Consider the following 19595-nt stretch of genomic DNA (forward strand, 5'->3'; position numbering starts at 1 on the left):
CCTTAAAGCCTCTTTTGAATACATACTATATATAATGTATACAAAGGGCATAAATCCAAAATACCCCTAACCTTATATATAAACGATACACCAAAACAGCAAAAACTTCTATTCACCCACCATTATTCCGAATGAAGAAACATCTTTTAATAATGCGTAAAAACTATTTTGATATCAATGGAGGGATAATCAACAATCAATTCCCCATTCACAACAGTCCCTATGCCTAATAAATAATTGCCTGGATTAGTATAAAATTCATAGTGATTACCATTTTTCTTCCACAATGACTTATAGTCCGGCTCCGAATAACAACTTTCTGGTGTTGCAGCAGCATCTTTAAATTTCCAACTATAAACACCGTCTTCTTCAACCTTTAAATATTTGTGCTCAACACAGGCCAGAGGCACCAAGTGACCATCGTAATATCTCTCGACGGCTTTCCAGCTACCAACCACATTATCCAAGTCATCATTTGAACAGGAAAAAAATAATACCAAAAATGAACAGAGAAATACAAATGTCTTTTTCATAAGTAGAAATTAAAACCTCCAAAGATGTTCAAAATAGAAAATAGACACAAGGGAGTAGCAACATTATTTTCCTTAGAAAGAATACTTCAATGCAATGAAACCGGAAAACAAATCACAAAACACCATGAAACAAAAAAGCCTCCCGAAATCGGGAGGCTTTTGTTGGCCTACTAGGGCTCGAACCTAGACTCTTCTGGACCAAAACCAGACGTGTTGCCAGTTACACCATAGGCCATCGCTTTGTTTTGCGAGTGCAAATTTAATACAATCTTTGACATGCGCAAAAGTTTTTTTAAAAAAATTTTCAATCAACCTAAGGTTTACCTAAAAGCCATAGTGTTTATCATATTTATTACTAAATTCGTCCGCAACAATAGACAACATCTTATGACACATTTCAACTTCAAGAAATGGAATACCATCCTGGGATGGATCGCTTTTACAATAGCTCTTATCACTTACGCTTTAACCATTGAACCCACCGTAAGCTTTTGGGATGCTGGAGAATACATTTTAACTTCTTCAAAGCTTCAAGTTGGACATCCACCTGGAGCGCCATTGTTCCAAATGCTAGGAGCGTTCTTCTCCTTATTTGCATTAGAACCTTCACAGGTAGGAATGATGCTAAATATGATGAGTGCCGTTTCCAGTGCATTCACCATTTTATTCATGTTTTGGACCATTACCCTATTATTAAAGAAATTGGTAAAAGAAGATGAAGAAGGCATGACCCAACAGGCTGCAATGGCTATTTTGGGGAGTGGTTTGGTAGGAAGCCTTGCTTTTACCTTTACAGATTCGTTTTGGTTCAATGCTGTTGAAACTGAGGTTTATGCCATGGCTACCCTTATCATGTCTGTAATGTTTTGGTTGGGATTACGCTGGGAACAGGATATGCACACACCTAGAGGAAACCGTTGGCTCATTTTAATTGCCTTTATCATAGGGCTTTCCTTCGGGGTTCACTTTATGGGGTTATTGACCATTCCTGCCATTGGTTTGATTTACTTCTTTAAGAACTACAAAACTGTAACAGTTAAGAATTTTATCATTGCCAATGCCGTTGCTATTGCCATTTTATTGTTCATTTTTAAATTATTGGCTCCAAATATCATGAGAGCCTTCAGTGCCTCAGAGTTATTTTTTGTAAATACTGTTGGATTACCATTTAATTCAGGATCTATTATTGCAGGCATAGTGTTGATTGGCTTGATTTATTTTGGACTGAAATATACTCGCGACAAAGGCTATAAGCATTTAAACACTGGCATTCTATGCCTTACCTTTATAATTATAGGATTTTCATCTTGGTTGATGCTTCCTATTAGAGCCAATGCCAATACCATTATTAATGAGAACAACCCTTCCAGTGCCCGAGAGCTTTTGGCCTACTATAACCTTGAGCAATATCCGGAAACCCACCTTTTCTACGGTCCCTTGTTTACAGACCAGTATACAGGTTATGACGAAAACCAACCTTTTGTGGACGACAAACCGAAATATGAAAAGGACTATGAAAAGGGCAAATACGTTGTCGTAAACAATTATAAGAACGCCAAACAGAATTACAACTCTACACAGGCCGCTTTACTACCTAGAATGTGGAGTACAGAGCATGCCGAAAACTATATGCGCTTTACAGGCCTCTTGGACTTCAAGATCAAACCAGAGTACCAAATGGAAAATGAGGTACGTTCCTTAGTGAATGATTTTAGAAAACGTGTTGCCGAAGGACGTATCGATTATGAAGGCTATCACAATTTCCTAAAGCAGTACGGACAACAATTCTTGGATATCGAAAAGCCTTCCTTAGGAAAAAACATCAGCTATATGCTGGAATACCAACTTGGATACATGTATTGGAGATATTTTATGTGGAACTTTGTTGGGAAGCAAGATGATATCCAAGGGAAATTTGATGACCTCCATGGCAACTGGATCAGTGGCATCAACTTTATTGACGAACTACATTTAGGCATGTCCCAAGACAACCTTCCTAGTGATGTATTAAATAATAAAGGACGTAACACCTATTACTTCCTACCATTTATATTAGGATTGATTGGTTTCATGTTCTTATTGAACAAAGACAAGAAAACATTCTGGACTATGCTGGTATTCTTCCTGTTTACAGGTTTGGCCATTCAGTTCTATACCAATGTAAGACCTTTTGAACCTAGAGAACGTGATTATTCCGTGGTAGGATCTTTCTACGTTTTTGCCCTTTGGATAGGATTTGGAGTGTATGCCCTTTATGATCTATTGAAAAACTTCACCAAATCAAAGTTCTTGGCACCTGCAATTACCACTGTGTGCCTAGTATTAGTGCCAGCTATTCTTGCTGCCAACAACTGGGATGACCACGACAGATCCAACAAACGTACTGCACAAGCTATGGCTGCACAATATTTGGAGTCTTGTGCGCCTAATGCTATTTTGTTTACTATTGGAGACAATGATAGTTTCCCACTTTGGTATGCCCAGGAAATTGAAGGCATCCGTACCGATGTGCGAGTAGTGAACACCAGTTTATTCCAAACCGATTGGTATATCGATCAAATGAAACGAAAGGCTTATGAGAGTGATCCAATCCCTTCTCAACTTACACATGACAAGTATAAATATGGTACCAGAGATGTTATTATAAAAAGAAGAATTTCTGACGATACTGTGTCAATTAAAGACTTTTTGAACTTTATCACTAGCGACAGTCCTAAAGCCAAATTTAAGTATAGGTTACAGCAAGATGGTGAAGATCCAAGTTACTACCCAGAAAACTTATTGAATTCAAACTACTTCCCTACGGAGAATATCAGAATTCCTGTTGATAAGGAAGCTGTTTTGAAAAATGGCATTGTTAAGGAAAAAGATGCCGACAAGATTGTGCCTTATATAGATGTACGCATCACTTCTGGAGCCATCTATAAAAACAGGTTGATGATGTTGGATATTATTGCCAATAACAATTGGGAACGACCAATCTATTTCACGGGTGGAGCTTTTGGAGACGAAGATTATATCTGGATGAAAGATTATCTGCAATTGGATGGTCTATGTTATAAATTGGTTCCTATAAAAACTCCTGTAGACAGAGCAAATCCATTTGACATGGGCCGCGTAGATAGCGATTTGATGTACGACAAAGTAATGTCTTGGGATTGGGGTAACAGTGGCACCGATATTTACCACGATGTAGAAACCCGTAAAAACGGAATTACTTACCGCGGAAACCTTGCCAGACTTATCGAACGGTTGATTAATGAGGAAGACTACGAGCGTGCCGAAAAAGTTGCCGATTTGGCCATGGAAAAAATGCCAGTAGACATTTACGGATATTACACCTTATTGGAACCATACATTAGCGCCTACTATGAAATGGGACAAAAAGAAAAGGGTCGTAAACTCTACAAGGAAGTTTCTCAAAAATACCAAGAGAAACTTACTTACTACAGTGGCTTGAGTATAGAAAACCAAACGCGTTATTTGGACGAAATTGTTACGGATATTGAACGTTACAGAAGTTTGGTAGACATCTTGGTAATCTATAACGACAAAGATTTTGCAATGGAAGAAACCCAAAAATTCAACAATTATTTGAAACTCTTTGGGCACTTTACAGATGAAGAACCTGCTGTAGAATCTTTGATTGAAGATGAAGATATAGCTGTGGACACCATCGACAGCATTTTGAAACTGGAAGAATAAGGCTAACAAATCATGCCTCTTGGGATTGCTTTTTAAAGACACCCTATCATGAAAGTTGCACCCATCAAAACACCGGAAGTAGTGAAGCGAATGTTCCCAAACTATGTTTGGGACATGCCTTCCGGCGAAAAAACGATCTACCTCACCTTTGACGATGGTCCTACTCCAGAAATTACCGAATGGACTTTGGACATCCTCAAACAATTTGATGCCAAAGCCACCTTCTTCTGCATTGGAGATAACGTCAAAAAATATCCCGAGATATTCCACAAAGTTTTAGAGGAAGAACACCGTATTGGTAACCACACCTTCAACCATCTTAAAGGCTGGAAAACCGAAACCGAAGACTATCTCGAAAACACATTAAAGGCCCAACAGATCATAGATACCGAAAGTGACCAAATTGGCTTAAGCAAAACTTCTCTTTTAGCACCTAAATTATTCAGACCTCCTTATGGCAAAATAAAGCCTTCCCAAACCGAAGGATTGCTTGCACAAGATTATAAAATTATCATGTGGGACGTGATTTCTTATGATTGGGACAAGGACATTTCCAAAGAACAGTGTTTGGAATATGTAACTTCAAAAGCAAAAGATGGAAGCATCGTAGTGTTTCACGATAGCGTAAAGGCAAACAGAAATATGAGTTATGTGCTTCCAAAAGTTCTGGAGCACTTCAAACAACTGGGATATACTTTTAAATCCCTATAGAGATTCTTAAATAAATTCTTGAATAATACCGATAAGCGTATTAGCATCTTGCTCCCCACTGTGACGCCATTTCATCTCACCATTCTTATAGATAATCAAAGTAGGTAGACCTTTTACTCTAAGGGCATCGGCAAGCTCCTTATTTTTGTCGACATCAATTTTGATGACCTTGGCTTTATCTCCAAGGGCTGCTGCCACATCCCTTAGTACAGGGTGCATGGCGATAGATGGTTCACTCCATTCTGTGAAAAAATCCAATAGAACCGGGATATCAACATCTATTAATTCCCCAAATTTTGACATACATAATTGTTTTAGGCCAAATCAGTTATACAAACCTACATATATTTTCCCAATTTAAACAATATCATATCAAAATTGTAAGGTTTCTACTAATTCTTTCAATAAAAACTAGGATACTTTTCCTTTCCTTAACTCAATTACAGTTACCTCCGGCCAAATACCAGTTCGTCCAGGAAATCCTAAATATCCAAATCCGCGGTTGACATTAATATATTGTCCCATTTGCTCATAAACGCCTGCCCAATATTTATAACGCCATTTGGCAGGACTCCACTTCACCCAACCTGGAATTTCGATCCCAAATTGCATGCCATGGGTATGACCACTCAAGGTTAAGTGATAATGGTAATCATCATGAACCACGACATCTTCCCAATGGGATGGGTCATGACTCATCAATATTTTAAAGTCATTTTCATCAACAGATTGCACTGCTTTTTTAAGGTCGCCTGCTTTTTTGAATGGCCCTCTCCCCCAATTTTCAACGCCAACAAGTGCCAAACGCTGCCCATTTCGTTCTATAAAACGGCTTTCGTTCAACAACAAATCAAAGCCCATATCCTTTTGAATTCGCTTCAACTCTTCCAAATTGGCATGTTTGTCTGCCTCAGAATTCCATTCCACATAATCGCCATAATCATGATTTCCCAATACCGAATACACGCCATCCTTAGCTTCCAATTGTCCAAACAAATCCTTCCAATCATGCATTTCTTCTGCCTTGTTGTTAACCATATCACCAGTGAACAAAATCATGTCACTCTCCTGCTTTTTGATAAGGTCAATACCATAGGCCACCTTGTTTCTGTCATCAAAACTACCACTATGAACATCACTAATTTGAGTAATCCTATAGCCGTCAAAAGCTTCGGGAAGATCTTCAAAATGCAGCGTATATTTCAACACTCTATAATCATACTTCCCCTTATACATACCGTACAATAAGGATGAAAACGGAATGGTTGCCAAACCAAGCGCCAACTGACTTACAAACTTTCGCCTGGAGGGAATATATAAAGACTCTTTTCCTGAGACGTACTTATCATACACCCCAAAAAACAACCTAAGTATATCTTCACCCAAAAGAATGGGAACCACTACAATATTAAAAGACATGAACACCAGCAAAAATCCAAAGGCATAACTTTTGGACTGCGTCAATACCCGACCTTCCGGCCCAGCAACAAATTGGAAGATAAAATTCCCCAAGACTAGGAGGGCAATTGCAATGAAGACATATTGCACCCAATTATATTTAAAAATTGTTTTAATGGCCTGCAAACCATAAGCCGTTAGCAGCGCATAAACAATCCCGAAAATAATCCAACGAACCATAATTCAAATTTGCCCAAAGATAACTTCATTTTAATGGTATTGCCATCCATCTAACTATATTTAACTATACCTTAAGATTTTAATACTTTAAAATGAGCTATTCATTAAAACCACTTAATGGTCATATTGATTAATTTTTGTTTTAAGGACGTATACGGAGGAAACAACAGTTCAATAGCTCCTGATGTAAGCTGTTTTAAAACCGCCCGCTGATTTGAAAACTCCTGAAACCCAAAATACCCATGACTTTTACCGATTCCACTGGTGTTACTTCCTCCAAATGGCAGATAATGATTGGAATATTGCAGCACATTGGCATTAATTGCGGAACTCCCAGCTCTGGTATTCTTTAAAATCTGGTCAATGAAGCGTTGGTTTTTACTGTAGATATATAGCGCCAAAGGTTTGGATTTACCATTTACATATTCCAAAATATCCTCTACTGTATCATAGGTTTTAATAGGAAGAATAGGGCCAAAAATCTCTTCCTGTAACAAAGTAGCTTCATCAGTCAAGTTGGAAACCACCGTAGGAGAAATATAGCAATCTTCCTTTATAGCTTCTCCTCCTATATCAAAACTAGCCCCGTGGCTCTTGGCATCATCCAAATGCCCAACCAACCTATCGAAATGTTTTCTGTTTACCACCCTACAATAAGCCGATGATTCGTGCGGATTCTTAGAATAAAATTCTTCTAACTGCAATTGCAGTGCTTTAATAAAATCATCCTTTACCGATTCTTTGACCAACACATAATCTGGCGACAAACAAATTTGCCCGTTGTTTATGAACTTCCCCCAGGCAATCCGTTTTGCGGCCAGTTTTAGATTGGCGGTTTCATCTATAATTGTGGGCGATTTTCCTCCCAACTCCAAGGTAACAGAAGTCAAATGTTCCGAAGCAGCTTTCATCACCAACTTTCCCACACCGGGTGACCCTGTAAAAAAGATATGGTTGAAGGGCAGTTTCAACAATTCTTGGGACACTTCAACATCTCCTTGTACCAAGGCAACCTCCTCTTCAGGGAATAGAGATGTAATAATCTCTTCCATCACTTTTGAAATATGAGGCGTCATTTCCGAAGGTTTCAAAACCACCGTATTCCCGGCAGCAATGGCCGATACCAAAGGTCCAAATGTTAGATTCAACGGGAAGTTCCATGGCGCCATAATCAAACAGACACCTTTGGGTTCATGTTGATACCATGACGATGTCCCCAACAACGCCAATGGAGTTTCTACTTTTTGAGGCCTCAACCACAGCTTTAAATGTTTGCAAGCAAACTTGATTTCGCTTACCACTGGATAAATTTCCGTAAGATCGGTTTCTGCAAATGGCTTTTTAAAATCATTGTACAGAGCTTTTTGGATTGCTTCCCTATACCTAAATTCTATAGCCTCCCGTAGCTTTTTCAGCTTTTGAATTCGGGTTTTGTAATTGGTATTTCCTAAATGGAATTGATTCTGTTGTTGTTTTTCAAACAAGCTATCATACTTATTGGTAGCGGATTGTAGCATTTACTGTGATCTAATTTAGAAGATTGAAGGCTCTAAGGTGCATTTCATCGATATTTTTGGTGCTGTTTGTCAGATAATCCATTTATCGACGTTTTTCATCTAATTAATTTACTGTAACCGTATCAGTTATGTTTCTTTGACTTGCATTACAAACAAAAACCCACTTTTAGGTCATGAAAAAAGTTATCGCATTTATAGTATTAGGCTTTCTACCAATCATGTTAATTGGACAAAACAATACTACTGAAAACTTACAACAAGATACTAAAATAATTAAGGAAACTTCGGTCGAAAAAACCGAATCCACCAAAGAGATTAAAGAAGGTACAGAGCTAAAATCGGCCATCAAGGCTCAGGTTTTAGACCTCAACTATAAAAAAAGTAATGATATCATTAGCGTGAAAGCTTACAAGAAAAGCCTCCAAATCAAGGCGAAGTCCATAAAGCTTTGCTAATGCATTACCGGCCAAAAAGAGAAAACCGAAGTTCACGCTTCGGTTTTTTTCTGGAATAAACGCAACGCACATTTCTATTCGCCCCTAACTTTTCGTAGTTTTGAAGTTCTTTCAAAAACAAATACATGTCAGCACCTAAACGTCTTTTTTTAGTCGATGCCTACGCCCTGATTTTTAGAGGGTACTATGCTTTTATCAAAAACCCAAGAATCAACTCCAAGGGAGTGGATACCTCTGCCATATTAGGATTTATGAACTCCCTTTTGGATGTCATCAAACGGGAACGCCCAGACCACTTGGCCGTATGTTTTGATAAAGGTGGTAGTACAGACCGTGTGGAGATGTTTGAGGCCTACAAAGCCAATCGTGACGAAACACCAGAAGCCATTAGGATTGCGGTACCCTATATCCATGAAATCTTGAAATGTATGCACATTCCTATCATGGAAAAAGAAGGATACGAAGCAGATGACATTATAGGAACCCTTTCAAAACAGGCAGAAAAACAAGGCTACCAAACCTTTATGGTCACTCCAGATAAGGATTTTGCCCAATTGGTTTCAGACAATATTTTTATGTACCGCCCTGTATTTGGTGGCGGCTATGAAACTTGGGGAATTCCCGAAGTGAAAGAAAAATTTGAAGTGAATGACCCCCTGCAGGTAATTGACTTTTTGGGAATGATGGGAGATTCTGCGGACAACATCCCGGGACTTCCAGGAGTTGGGGAAAAAACGGCCAAAAAGTTCTTGGCCCAGTTTGGCAGCATGGAAAACCTTTTGGACAATACCCATAAGCTAAAGGGAAAAATGAAGGAGAAAATAGAAGCCAACAAAGAACTTGGCCTAATGAGCAAAAAACTAGCCACCATCATGCTGGATGTGCCTGTGGAATTCTGTGAAACCGATTTTGAAATGTCTGAACCCGATGTTGAAGCGGTAAAGAACATTTTTCAGGAATTGGAATTCAGAAGGCTGATTGACAATTTTATTAAAACTTTTGCTGCTCAAGCAGACACTACCCCTGTCGACAACTCTGCAGAAGGCAACTCGGTTGTTACAACCTCAGCAAAACAAACGACGGCTGGCGCAGGTCAATTTTCTCTTTTTGGAGACGATTCCAGTTCATCTGCTCCAACAACTGAATTCTCTAGAAACACCTCCATTTCTACCTCGCATTTTTATCAAAGTGCCGATTCACCATTGGCCATAAAATTATTGATCAAAAACTTGATGCAACAGACTTCGGTGTGTTTTGACACCGAAACTACAGGCATCAATCCTTTAACGGCAGAATTGGTGGGAATAGCATTTTCATGGGAAACAGGAAAAGGTTTCTACGTGCCGTTTCCCGAAGACCGTGATGAAGCACAAGCATTGATTGAGCAGTTCCGAGAGTTTTTTGAAAGCGACACTATTGAAAAAATAGGTCAGAACCTTAAATACGATATTAAGGTTTTGGCCAAATACAATATTCAGGTAAAAGGCAAACTGTTCGACACCATGTTGGCTCATTACCTCATCAACCCAGACATGCGCCATAATATGGATGTGTTGGCTGAAACCTATCTCAACTACACGCCTATTTCCATTGAAAGTCTTATTGGCAAAAAAGGTAAAAATCAATTATCCATGCGACAGGTATCTCTCGAAAAACAAAAGGAATATGCTGTTGAAGATGCCGACATTACCCTACAACTAAAAGAACACTTTGCCAAAGAATTGGGAGCAGCCAATACACAAGCTCTTTTCGATGATATTGAAGTGCCGCTTTTACGGGTTTTGGCTGCCATGGAATTGGAAGGTATTAATTTGGACCAGGAATTCCTGAAGCAACTTTCGGAAGCCCTTAATAAGGACATCGCCGATTTGGAGCAAAAAATATATACGGAAGCTGGAGAAGAATTCAACATTGCCTCTCCAAAGCAATTGGGAGACATCCTTTTTGACAAATTAAAATTGGTAGACAAACCCAAAAAGACCAAGACAGGGCAATATGCCACTTCCGAAGATATTCTGTCCTACCTCGCCAAAGACCATGAAATCATTCAACATATTTTGGATTTCCGCGGCCTAAGCAAATTAAAAAGCACATATGTAGATGCCCTACCTCAGCAGGTAGAACCTTCCACTGGGAGAGTGCATACAGATTATATGCAAACCGTGGCTGCTACAGGACGCTTGAGTAGTAACAACCCAAACTTGCAGAACATTCCTATCCGTACAGAACGCGGTAGACAGGTTCGTAAAGCTTTTATTCCACGTAACGAAGACTACACCCTTTTGGCAGCAGATTATTCTCAAATTGAGTTACGCATCATTGCTGCTCTAAGTGAAGAAGAAACCATGATCAACGCTTTTAAACATGGTGAAGACATTCACGCTTCAACGGCTTCAAAAGTATTTAATGTGCCCTTGGAAGAAGTTACCAGAGAACAGCGTAGCAATGCAAAAACCGTCAACTTTGGAATTATTTATGGCGTGTCTGCCTTTGGATTGAGCAACCAAACCGATCTTTCAAGAAGCGAAGCCAAGGAATTGATAGATACTTATTATGCTACCTATCCAAAATTAAAGAGATTTATCAGTGAGCAGGTAGATTTTGCCAGAGACCACGGCTATGTACAAACCGTTTTGGGAAGACGCCGCTATTTAAAAGATATCAATTCTAGAAATGCAGTGGTGCGAAGTGGCGCAGAACGTAATGCTGTGAACGCTCCTATACAGGGAAGTGCCGCCGACATTATTAAAATTGCCATGATCAATATTTATAAGAAATTGGAAGAAGGCAATTACAAAACCAAGATGTTATTACAGGTCCATGATGAATTGGTGTTTGATGTGTACAAACCAGAATTGGAAACCATCAAGACCTTGGTCAAAACCGAAATGGAAAGTGCCTACAGCTTAGCAGTGCCATTGGTGGTTGATTTAGACACAGGAGACAATTGGCTGGAAGCCCACTAATACAGAAAAAGCTATCGAAATTCGATAGCTTTTTTTTCTTTCCGGATGAATTTTCTAGCCCAATTCTTTAGCTACTAGATAATAAAATGCAGGCCGGTTTTTATTTTTAAACTCAGACATTGTTTCGGCGACCTTTGTAATGGCAGCCATGGCCTTGTCCTTATCGGTGATTCCCAACTTCTTTTCAACAAAATTCCTACGCACCGTTTCCAACTCCGATGGATCCTGGGCCGCTACCAAGGACGCATCGTGGTTGTCTACCATAGTTTTCAAACTATTTACGTAACCGTCCAATTGGGCATGGTCAATATCACTCACACCACATTTGTTCAGTTGGCTGACAGCAATTTCTTTAAGCTCTGACAATTTTGCTTCTACGTCATTCATGTTCTTAAAATTTTATGGATTAATAATTGATTTTCAAATAGATAGGTTAAATTAAGCAATTTACAGCACATTACCTCAATCCCTTTTCATCTATTTTTTAACCCTCCCGATTAATTAACTTTTGCATAATGGACAGGTCCATTTTCAACTTAAAAAATTTCATCCGCACACTGATATTTAGACTTAACACTTTCAGTTTTAAACTTTTTTGTAATTTAAACAGCATAAAATCCAACCAAAGATCTCCAACCACAACTCATAAATACTATGGAAAGTTTACTCAATATTGGCCTGAGCATTGTTGCCTCCTTAATCATGCTTGGTTTTGGTTATATTATTGGACGCATTAGGGAACGTAAACAGCAACAAGGCACGCCTCTTGAAGACTATCCTTTTTATCCTTTTAAAGTGAACCAAGACAATTTGCTATGTTTCGATCTAGATTTGTTTAATGAGGCCGTGAGCGAACTTCTTCAAAAAACCAACCCCCAAGCAGGAAGACAATTGGTACTTATAGGAGAACAAAACAATGTAAAACACCTTTTGAAAAATCCGTTCAGAAAGCGCTATAATAAATTGTATAAAAAATATAAAGGCGATCAAGTTTTGGATGAATCGGTTAATTATCTAAAAAACTACAAACGCATTGTGCAACATATTGGCGATAGTTTCCCAGATTCTGGCATTGAGATTCTACTTCACAACCTTACCAACCCTTCCAAAGCTCTTTATTATATCAAGAATAATGTCACTGGTCGCAATATAGAAGCACCCGCTACCAATTTGGTATTGGACCTAAAAAGACGCAATTCACATAACGAAGACAAAATCAATTACGAACTCAATATTGGTGCCCGGAAATTTAAATGCACTACCATTCCTATTTATAAAGAAAAGGACGGCTTGATTGGCGCCATATGCATTAACATAGACTACAACTACATTAATGACGAAGTGCGTCACAACCCAAAGATTATGAATTCTTTTTTGGATTCCATAATAAGGACAGACATGGTGCTTAATGAAAACATTTTGAGCAAATCTGAATTCCAGAAAGCCCAAGAAGGCAAACGGCATTTTAGAGACTTTTAAAACTGTACATCAGCATATTATATTTTAGTATCTTTATAAGAAACAAAGCTTTCTAACATGGCTAATGTAAAGATTCCCGTGGTTACCTATACTGGCATCAACCAACAGATTGAACACACCGATCCTGACTCTACGCTCCTAGAACTGTCCATCAACAACCAAATACCACACATGCACGAATGTGGTGGCAATGGTTTATGTACCACTTGCCGAATTCGGGTTTTGGACGGCCTGCACAACCTTACGCCTAGAACCCTTAAGGAGCAAGAAGTAGCCAGTATCAGAAAATGGGATCCTTCCATTAGATTGGCCTGTCAATGCTATCCAAAAGGAGATGTCAGTATTCAGCGTTTGGTTTGGACCAGTGCCGAAGTCAACAAATTACAATTGGAAACGGTTCCTGAAGGTTCGGCTGAAGAACGTGCCATTGCCATTTTATTCTGTGACATTAGAGGCTTTACCAAAATGGCTTCGGAAAATAGCAACTTTGATGTTGCCCATATTCTTAACCGGTTCTATACCGTATTGGGAGATCCCATCTTAATTAACAATGGCGTCATCTATCAATATGCTGGTGATGAAATCATAGGACTTTTTGGAGTTTCAGGAGGGCTTCGGAACAAAAATTGCCAAGATGCCGTAAGGGCGGCATTGGGTATGCAATATGCGATTGAACGACTCAACCGTTTTGAATTGGTAGATTTTGATGTAACCATTAAACTGGGCATAGGCATCAATTTTGGAAAAGCCTACATTGGCCACTTGGGCCATCCAAAACATAAGCAATTTGCGGTAGTTGGCGACCCTGTTAATACGGCCAGCCGTATCCAATCCTTCAACAAAACGGCCCTGACCAATATCTTGATTTCGGAATCCATTTATAAAGGATTACCCGAAGGCACTTTGGAAACAGGACAAGTCTTTACCCCACAAATGGACGGTCATGAACACCAAACCACACTCTACGAACTGAAAGGTTTCAAGGAAATGGATATTCAATTGGAACTGCAGCGTTCCTTAGACTACATCTTACGCAATGAAGAGGCCTTTGCTACCAAGTTCTATAACCGGGTATTTGAAAAAGCTCCGGAAGCTAGAGCCCTTTTCAAAAATAACATGGCTTCCCAAGGGCGGTTGCTCACCCATATGTTAGGAGGTATTGTCTATTCTATGAGCAGGCCAGAACATCTTACGTTAGGTCTTAAAATGTTAGGCGAAAGTCATGCCAGATATGGGGTTAGTGAAGCCCATTATCCAGTGGTCTTATCTTCACTTTTGGAAACCATAGAAGAGGAACTAGGCGATTATAGCAGTGGGCAATTACTAAAAGCTTGGGAACAGGCCTTGACCATCATTACCACCGAAATGAAAAAATACGCTTAAAGCCATTTTTCTCCATACACTTCCCATAAGGTATCCATAGGGTTGATATGGGGATGCTATAGGGCAGCTATTGCATTCCTATAAAAGGAATTTCAATACAAAATGCTTAGTATTTCTTCTTATAAAACCTCCTTTATCCTCCTTCTTTTTATAGGCTTTTAAGTATCTTTATACCTTAAGTTCATAACTCAATAATACATAAACGACCATTACAATGACGGATCTTCAAATATCGCAAAGCGTCGCCCCAAAGCATATCCGCGACATTGCAGCCACACTAAATATCGACGAATCTCAACTGGATTATTACGGATCGGACAAGGCAAAGCTTCCTTTGGACCTTATTGACCAAAACAAGGTTGACCAAAGCAATTTAATTTTGGTCACTGCCATTACTCCAACCCCTGCCGGCGAAGGAAAAACCACTACTTCTATTGGTTTGGCCGATGGCCTGAGTAAAATTGGCAAAAAAACGGTAACCGTTTTGCGCGAACCTAGTTTAGGCCCTGTATTTGGGATTAAAGGCGGTGCGGCCGGAGGCGGTTGGAGCCAAGTAATCCCAATGGTAGACATCAACCTACATTTTACGGGAGATTTCCACGCAGTAGAAAAAGCCAACAACCTTTTGGCAGCACTAATAGACAATAACATCCAAAGTAAAACTAGAAGTTTAGGCATTGACCCCCGAACAGTGCTTTGGAAACGCTGTATGGACATGAACGACCGCGCCCTTCGCAACATTGTGGGCGCCTTGGGAGGAAAAGCAGGTGGTGTGCCTCGTGAAACAGGCTTCAACATTACGGCTGCTTCCGAAATTATGGCCATTCTTTGTATGAGTACGAGTTTGGAAGACCTTACGGAACGCATGGGCAACATTTATATAGGAGATACTTGGGAAGGAAAACCAGTATTTGCCAGAGACCTCAACGCCCACGGTGCTATGGCTGTTTTGATGAAAGATGCCATTAAGCCTAATTTAGTTCAAACTTTGGAAGGAACACCCGCTATTATCCACGGTGGCCCGTTTGCCAATATAGCACAAGGCACCAACTCAATCCTTGCCACAAAAATGGGAATGAGCCTTGCCGACTATGTAGTCACCGAAGCTGGTTTTGGTGCCGATTTAGGGGCCGAAAAATTCATGAATATCAAATGCCGAAATGCAGGACTCTCCCCTAAGGCGGTTGTATTGGTAGCCACTATTAGAGCTTTAAAATACCACGGAGGAAAACCCTTGTCGGAATTGACACAAGAAGACACCAAAGCTCTTGCCAAAGGACTCCCAAATTTGGAACGTCATGTGGACAGTTTGAAAAGTTTCGGGGTACCTGTGGTGATTTCCATAAATGCTTTTGATAGTGATACCGAAGCTGAAAAACAATTGCTCTTTGAACACTGTGAGAAAATGGGAGTACCTGTAGCCCTAAGCTATGGATGGGCCAAAGGAGGTGACGGTTGTACCGATTTGGCAAATTTAGTGGTTGAAGCTGCTGAAAATTGCACCGAAAAAATCAGCCACACTTATGAATTATCGGATTCCATCAGAACCAAAATGGAAAAAATTACCAGAACCATTTACGGAGCCAAACATGTCATCCTTTCCAATAAAGCAATGAATCAGATGAAGCGCTTTGAAGCGCTTGGTTTTGGAGACCTTCCGGTTTGTATGGCTAAAACGCAGAAAAGTTTGAGTGATGACGAAAAGAAACTGGGCCGCCCGGAAAACTTCGATATCAATATTAGAGAATTTGAAGTTGCTTCAGGAGCAGGATTTATCATTCCAATTGCCGGCGCCATTTTGCGAATGCCAGGATTGCCAGCCACACCTTCGGCAGAACTTATAACCATAGATGCCGACGGCAACATTGAAGGCCTATTTTAAACTGCATTACTAAATTATGAAAAGCCCAAAAAGATAAATTTTGGGCTTTTTGTTTGCCTTAATTCACTTGAACCATTTATTGTGTATCTTGTTATTACCAAATCCAACACTGTTAACAAAACCAAAAGATCATGAAAAACACGAGAATATATAAAATGGCATTTGCCAGCGTCTATCCCCACTATGTTGCCAAAGCAGAGAAAAAAGGCCGCACCAAAGAGGAAGTAGACACCATTATTTGTTGGCTTACGGGATATGACCTAACCGAACTTCAGGAGCAAATAGATACCAAGGCCGATTTTGAAACCTTTTTTGCAGAAGCTCCCGAAATCAACCCCAATGCTTCCAAAATCACAGGTGTTATCTGTGGTTACCGTGTAGAAGAAATTGAAGAAGATCTCATGCAACAAATTAGGTATTTGGACAAACTTATTGACGAATTGGCCAAGGGAAGAGCGATGGAAAAGATTTTGAGAACATAAATTAGCAATAAAACAAAATTGGAAGAATCCCAAAAGGACTTCACACCCTTTCAAAATGTAAGAATTTTACTTAAATTCGCCCCAAATCAAGAATAAAATTCAATAACCAACCTACATGAAAAAACAAGCTCTTTTTGTTTTAGCCCTAATTTTATGTGCCAACCTATATTCGCAAGAACAAACTAAAACCTTTGAACTATCTGTTGGACCAACACTTTCAATTCCAAAGACTAGTAAACTAACGAACTCCGATGTAAATGGAGCTCCTGAAATAAAATCATCAATCAACATTGGAGCTTTTATTCTGCCAAGTATGAATTATTCCTTTAACGAAAAAACCTCCCTTGATTTAGGATTAGGATTTTTCCTAGATCGCTTTTCCATTGAAGATAAAATAGGAGTCACAACCAATAACGTAAACCGTAACATTGGTCAATTACAAATTCCTGTAAACGTCAACTTTCATTTTGGAAATAATAGGTCTTATTCCTTTGGCTTGGGTGCTTTTTCAAGTCTTGTACTGTTTGCTAATGAAAAAGGTAAAGCAAAAAACAACTACTCAGAAATTGTCATTATTGACCCATCTGATCCCTTTTTCTCTTCAAATTCAACAGAAAATTATAGCAAGAACATCAAAGAAGACTACAACACCATAAATTTTGGAGCTTTCATCCAATTAAAAAAGAGTCTTTCATTTTCTACCAACACCAATGGATTCATATTTATTCGAATCAATCAATACTTCAATGCTATAAAAAACAAAGAAAACAGTTCCCAATTGAACGAATATATTGAAGCAAAAAATGAAAAAGAACCTAGTACAATCAATTTTGGAATAGGTCTTTTATTGTAGAAACAGTTCCTTTCTTTTTTTTCTTAATATTATTATTACTACTCAGTTTAAGAATTGGAGTTGCAAATAAATTAGGTATTTGGACAAACTTATTGACGAATTGGCCAAGGGAAGAGCCATGGAAAAGATTTTGAGGACCTAGAAGTTACTTAAAATTTTTTTTCTTTTAAATCTTAATTCTAAAAAATCACCCATAAGATTAGCTTTTCAAAATAAGACCTTCTATTAGCTCCTCATCAACCTGAGGCTTTTCCACATTAAGTTAATAACTTATCCTTCACAAGGAAGAATATTCGTATGTTTTTATGAATTTACTTTTATATTTGAGTTGTCCTGCCAATTCAAAATGTGATGTTTACGTATTGTAAAAACACCTTGAAATGGCCCCCTATTAACTAATGTAAAACTATTAACTAACTACCTATGATTATTTATGGAAGTAGAGCCGTACACTTAAACTCGGTCCAATCAAAAACTACAACGTGCCCTAGTTGTGGCACACAAGGTTCAATCATTTTTAGCGTCTTTAGAAAACATGCCCATATCTTTTGGATTCCATTGTTCCCTATAGGCAAACAGGGAGTATCACAATGCGAACATTGCAAAAATGTTTTAGAGCCACGTGAAATGCCGGAACGCTTGAAAAGAGAATACACTGAACTGAAAAATGATGCCAAAGGCCCCATCTGGCAATTTGCAGGATTGGGACTCATTGCCTGTCTAGTGGCTTTTAGCAGTTACACTAGCAGTGAAGATAAAAAAATGGAATTGGAATATATTTCTTCGCCCCTAGCAGGTGATATCTATGAATACAAGAGTGAATCTGGCAACTACTCTACTCTTAAGGTTACTTCAGTTTCCAATGATAGCATAACAATATCTCCAAATGATTACGAGATTTCTAAAATGTCTAAACTTTATACCATTGACAAACCAGAAAATTACTCGTCATCTACCTATAAAATTTCCCTTAAGGAAATTCAAGAGATGTATAGCTCGGGAGAAATTTTCGACATCAACCGATAAAACCATAGTTTACAATTCGTAAAATAATTAATCAACCAAAATTGAAAATCATGAAGTTTTTAAAATTTACACTATTTCTCTTTGCCCTATCAACTTTGACCAATTGTGCCTCTGGGTATAAAACTATTAACCCAAAATCCATTTATTATGTCTCCAGCCATGAGCTTGATAGCGTAAAACTGTCTTACAAATATGAATTGCTTAATAAAAGATATACCAAAAAGGAAGTTAAAAAAGGCGTCAAGGTGGTGGCTGTAAAATTAACAAACAACTCTAATAAAGATTTAATGTTTGGAAGAGATATAAAACTTAGCTACACAGATGGCACCGAAATTTATGTGTTAGAAAGTGAAAAAGTTTACAAAACCCTGAAACAAAAGCCAGCCACACATCTTTTATATCTACTTTTAACACCGGTAAACTTTTACACCACCAAAACTACCAATGGCTATACCGAAACAACAAGCTCATTCCCTATTGGTTTAATACTTGGTCCGGGCCTAGCCGGTGGTAATATGATTGTTGCGGCTTCAGCTAACAAAAATTTCAAGAATGAAATGTTGGAATACAATATTAACGGCACAGTTATAAAAAAGGGAGAAACAAAATATGGGTTAATTGGAATTAAAACAGACTCTTTCGATGCCTTAAAATTAATGTTAGAACCTATTTCAGAGAACAGTGCAACCGAAGAAACTACAACTCCTCAATCTTAACACATAATTTTATGGTATAGATTGAAGTTTTCAAAATGAACATTTATAGTGCTCATAGCTTATTGCTAATGGGCACTTTTTTTTTAACAATTAATCTCACAAAAATACATTTAAAGATCTACTTAATTTCAATTGGGTTTCAAACTACCCATTTTAATTACTAAACTTTCAACAAAAAAGCTCCAAAATATTTTGGAGCTTTTTAAAACAAATCACAGTCTAAACAGGATTGTTTACCATACTAATTGA

16 protein-coding genes, 1 tRNA gene and 1 pseudogene are annotated in these 19595 nt (G+C 38.6%); 12 read left to right on the plus strand and 6 right to left on the minus strand.

Features of this window, described 5'->3' with window-relative positions; translation table 11 throughout:
• Positions 1–146: 146 nt before the first annotated feature.
• Positions 147–533, minus strand: a complete 387-nt coding sequence (locus AC6I5C_RS00005; protein ID WP_497903360.1) for a hypothetical protein — start codon at positions 531–533, stop codon at positions 147–149.
• Positions 534–695: 162 nt separating this feature from the next.
• Positions 696–768: transfer RNA gene (locus AC6I5C_RS00010), tRNA-Gln, on the minus strand.
• Positions 769–920: 152 nt separating this feature from the next.
• On the opposite strand from AC6I5C_RS00010, the gene AC6I5C_RS00015 reads away from it, so the two are divergent.
• Both AC6I5C_RS00015 and AC6I5C_RS00020 read left to right on the plus strand, forming a co-directional pair.
• Positions 921–4238: a glycosyltransferase family 117 protein gene (locus tag AC6I5C_RS00015; RefSeq protein ID WP_497903361.1), complete on the plus strand. Its 3318-nt coding sequence runs from the start codon at positions 921–923 to the stop codon at positions 4236–4238.
• 48 nt (positions 4239–4286) lie between these two features.
• Positions 4287–4949 (plus strand): polysaccharide deacetylase family protein, encoded by a 663-nt coding sequence (locus tag AC6I5C_RS00020; protein ID WP_497903362.1) that lies wholly within the window; start codon positions 4287–4289, stop codon positions 4947–4949.
• A gap of 6 nt (positions 4950–4955) precedes the next feature.
• Here the strand turns inward: AC6I5C_RS00020 and AC6I5C_RS00025 are convergent, their stop codons facing one another.
• From AC6I5C_RS00025 to AC6I5C_RS00035, 3 genes are all read right to left on the minus strand, one after another.
• Positions 4956–5252: a thioredoxin family protein gene (locus AC6I5C_RS00025; protein WP_053976990.1), complete on the minus strand. Its 297-nt coding sequence runs from the start codon at positions 5250–5252 to the stop codon at positions 4956–4958.
• A 108-nt stretch (positions 5253–5360) separates the two neighbouring features.
• Positions 5361–6587, minus strand: coding sequence for a metallophosphoesterase (locus AC6I5C_RS00030; protein ID WP_497903363.1), 1227 nt, complete (start codon positions 6585–6587; stop codon positions 5361–5363).
• Positions 6588–6691: 104 nt separating this feature from the next.
• Complete coding sequence (locus AC6I5C_RS00035) at positions 6692–8104, minus strand: aldehyde dehydrogenase family protein (RefSeq protein WP_497903364.1); 1413 nt, start codon at positions 8102–8104, stop codon at positions 6692–6694.
• A 173-nt stretch (positions 8105–8277) separates the two neighbouring features.
• Here AC6I5C_RS00035 and AC6I5C_RS00040 point away from each other — a divergent pair, with 173 nt between their 5' ends.
• Both AC6I5C_RS00040 and polA read left to right on the plus strand, forming a co-directional pair.
• Positions 8278–8559: a hypothetical protein gene (locus AC6I5C_RS00040; RefSeq protein WP_497903365.1), complete on the plus strand. Its 282-nt coding sequence runs from the start codon at positions 8278–8280 to the stop codon at positions 8557–8559.
• 125 nt (positions 8560–8684) lie between these two features.
• The gene (polA, locus tag AC6I5C_RS00045; RefSeq protein WP_497903366.1) at positions 8685–11525 is read left to right on the plus strand and encodes a DNA polymerase I; all 2841 of its coding nucleotides are present in this window, start codon (positions 8685–8687) and stop codon (positions 11523–11525) included.
• Positions 11526–11579: 54 nt separating this feature from the next.
• On the opposite strand, the gene AC6I5C_RS00050 is transcribed toward polA, so the two are convergent.
• Positions 11580–11912 (minus strand): DUF2853 family protein, encoded by a 333-nt coding sequence (locus tag AC6I5C_RS00050; protein ID WP_053976985.1) that lies wholly within the window; start codon positions 11910–11912, stop codon positions 11580–11582.
• A gap of 267 nt (positions 11913–12179) precedes the next feature.
• Between AC6I5C_RS00050 and AC6I5C_RS00055 the strand changes: the two genes are divergently transcribed.
• The 8 genes and pseudogenes from AC6I5C_RS00055 (at position 12180) to AC6I5C_RS00090 (ending at position 19346) form a co-directional block, all read left to right on the plus strand.
• On the plus strand, positions 12180–13004 hold the full coding sequence (locus tag AC6I5C_RS00055) for a PAS domain-containing protein (protein ID WP_053976984.1): 825 nt from the start codon (positions 12180–12182) through the stop codon (positions 13002–13004).
• 57 nt (positions 13005–13061) lie between these two features.
• Entirely contained in the window at positions 13062–14387 is a 1326-nt protein-coding gene (locus tag AC6I5C_RS00060; RefSeq protein ID WP_053976983.1) for an adenylate/guanylate cyclase domain-containing protein, read from the plus strand.
• A 214-nt stretch (positions 14388–14601) separates the two neighbouring features.
• Positions 14602–16269: a formate--tetrahydrofolate ligase gene (locus AC6I5C_RS00065; protein WP_497903367.1), complete on the plus strand. Its 1668-nt coding sequence runs from the start codon at positions 14602–14604 to the stop codon at positions 16267–16269.
• A gap of 131 nt (positions 16270–16400) precedes the next feature.
• Positions 16401–16751, plus strand: coding sequence for a DUF2200 domain-containing protein (locus AC6I5C_RS00070; protein ID WP_053976981.1), 351 nt, complete (start codon positions 16401–16403; stop codon positions 16749–16751).
• 115 nt (positions 16752–16866) lie between these two features.
• Positions 16867–17604 carry an outer membrane beta-barrel protein gene (locus tag AC6I5C_RS00075; protein ID WP_497903368.1) on the plus strand — a complete coding sequence of 246 codons (738 nt, stop codon included), beginning with the start codon at positions 16867–16869 and terminating at the stop codon, positions 17602–17604.
• 70 nt (positions 17605–17674) lie between these two features.
• Positions 17675–17746: pseudogene (locus AC6I5C_RS00080) on the plus strand (DUF2200 family protein); the annotation flags it as partial.
• Between the two features lie 281 nt (positions 17747–18027).
• Positions 18028–18630, plus strand: coding sequence for a zinc ribbon domain-containing protein (locus AC6I5C_RS00085; RefSeq protein ID WP_497903369.1), 603 nt, complete (start codon positions 18028–18030; stop codon positions 18628–18630).
• 50 nt (positions 18631–18680) lie between these two features.
• Positions 18681–19346 (plus strand): hypothetical protein, encoded by a 666-nt coding sequence (locus AC6I5C_RS00090; RefSeq protein ID WP_497903370.1) that lies wholly within the window; start codon positions 18681–18683, stop codon positions 19344–19346.
• Positions 19347–19595: the final 249 nt, after the last annotated feature.

Source organism: Mangrovimonas sp. sgz306409, from assembly GCF_059735265.1.

Bases quoted from the DNA above. Each gene is read 5' to 3' on its own strand.
- AC6I5C_RS00005 (WP_497903360.1), bottom strand. From the start codon at position 533: ATGAAAAAGACATTTGTATTTCTCTGTTCATTTTTGGTATTATTTTTT.
- AC6I5C_RS00090 (WP_497903370.1), top strand. From the start codon at position 18,681: ATGAAGTTTTTAAAATTTACACTATTTCTCTTTGCCCTATCAACTTTG.
- AC6I5C_RS00065 (WP_497903367.1), top strand. From the start codon at position 14,602: ATGACGGATCTTCAAATATCGCAAAGCGTCGCCCCAAAGCATATCCGC.
- AC6I5C_RS00055 (WP_053976984.1), top strand. From the start codon at position 12,180: ATGGAAAGTTTACTCAATATTGGCCTGAGCATTGTTGCCTCCTTAATC.
- AC6I5C_RS00030 (WP_497903363.1), bottom strand. From the start codon at position 6,587: ATGGTTCGTTGGATTATTTTCGGGATTGTTTATGCGCTGCTAACGGCT.
- polA (WP_497903366.1), top strand. From the start codon at position 8,685: ATGTCAGCACCTAAACGTCTTTTTTTAGTCGATGCCTACGCCCTGATT.
- AC6I5C_RS00035 (WP_497903364.1), bottom strand. From the start codon at position 8,104: ATGCTACAATCCGCTACCAATAAGTATGATAGCTTGTTTGAAAAACAA.
- AC6I5C_RS00050 (WP_053976985.1), bottom strand. From the start codon at position 11,912: ATGAATGACGTAGAAGCAAAATTGTCAGAGCTTAAAGAAATTGCTGTC.
- AC6I5C_RS00075 (WP_497903368.1), top strand. From the start codon at position 16,867: ATGAAAAAACAAGCTCTTTTTGTTTTAGCCCTAATTTTATGTGCCAAC.
- AC6I5C_RS00015 (WP_497903361.1), top strand. From the start codon at position 921: ATGACACATTTCAACTTCAAGAAATGGAATACCATCCTGGGATGGATC.
- AC6I5C_RS00070 (WP_053976981.1), top strand. From the start codon at position 16,401: ATGAAAAACACGAGAATATATAAAATGGCATTTGCCAGCGTCTATCCC.
- AC6I5C_RS00020 (WP_497903362.1), top strand. From the start codon at position 4,287: ATGAAAGTTGCACCCATCAAAACACCGGAAGTAGTGAAGCGAATGTTC.
- AC6I5C_RS00060 (WP_053976983.1), top strand. From the start codon at position 13,062: ATGGCTAATGTAAAGATTCCCGTGGTTACCTATACTGGCATCAACCAA.
- AC6I5C_RS00040 (WP_497903365.1), top strand. From the start codon at position 8,278: ATGAAAAAAGTTATCGCATTTATAGTATTAGGCTTTCTACCAATCATG.
- AC6I5C_RS00025 (WP_053976990.1), bottom strand. From the start codon at position 5,252: ATGTCAAAATTTGGGGAATTAATAGATGTTGATATCCCGGTTCTATTG.
- AC6I5C_RS00085 (WP_497903369.1), top strand. From the start codon at position 18,028: ATGATTATTTATGGAAGTAGAGCCGTACACTTAAACTCGGTCCAATCA.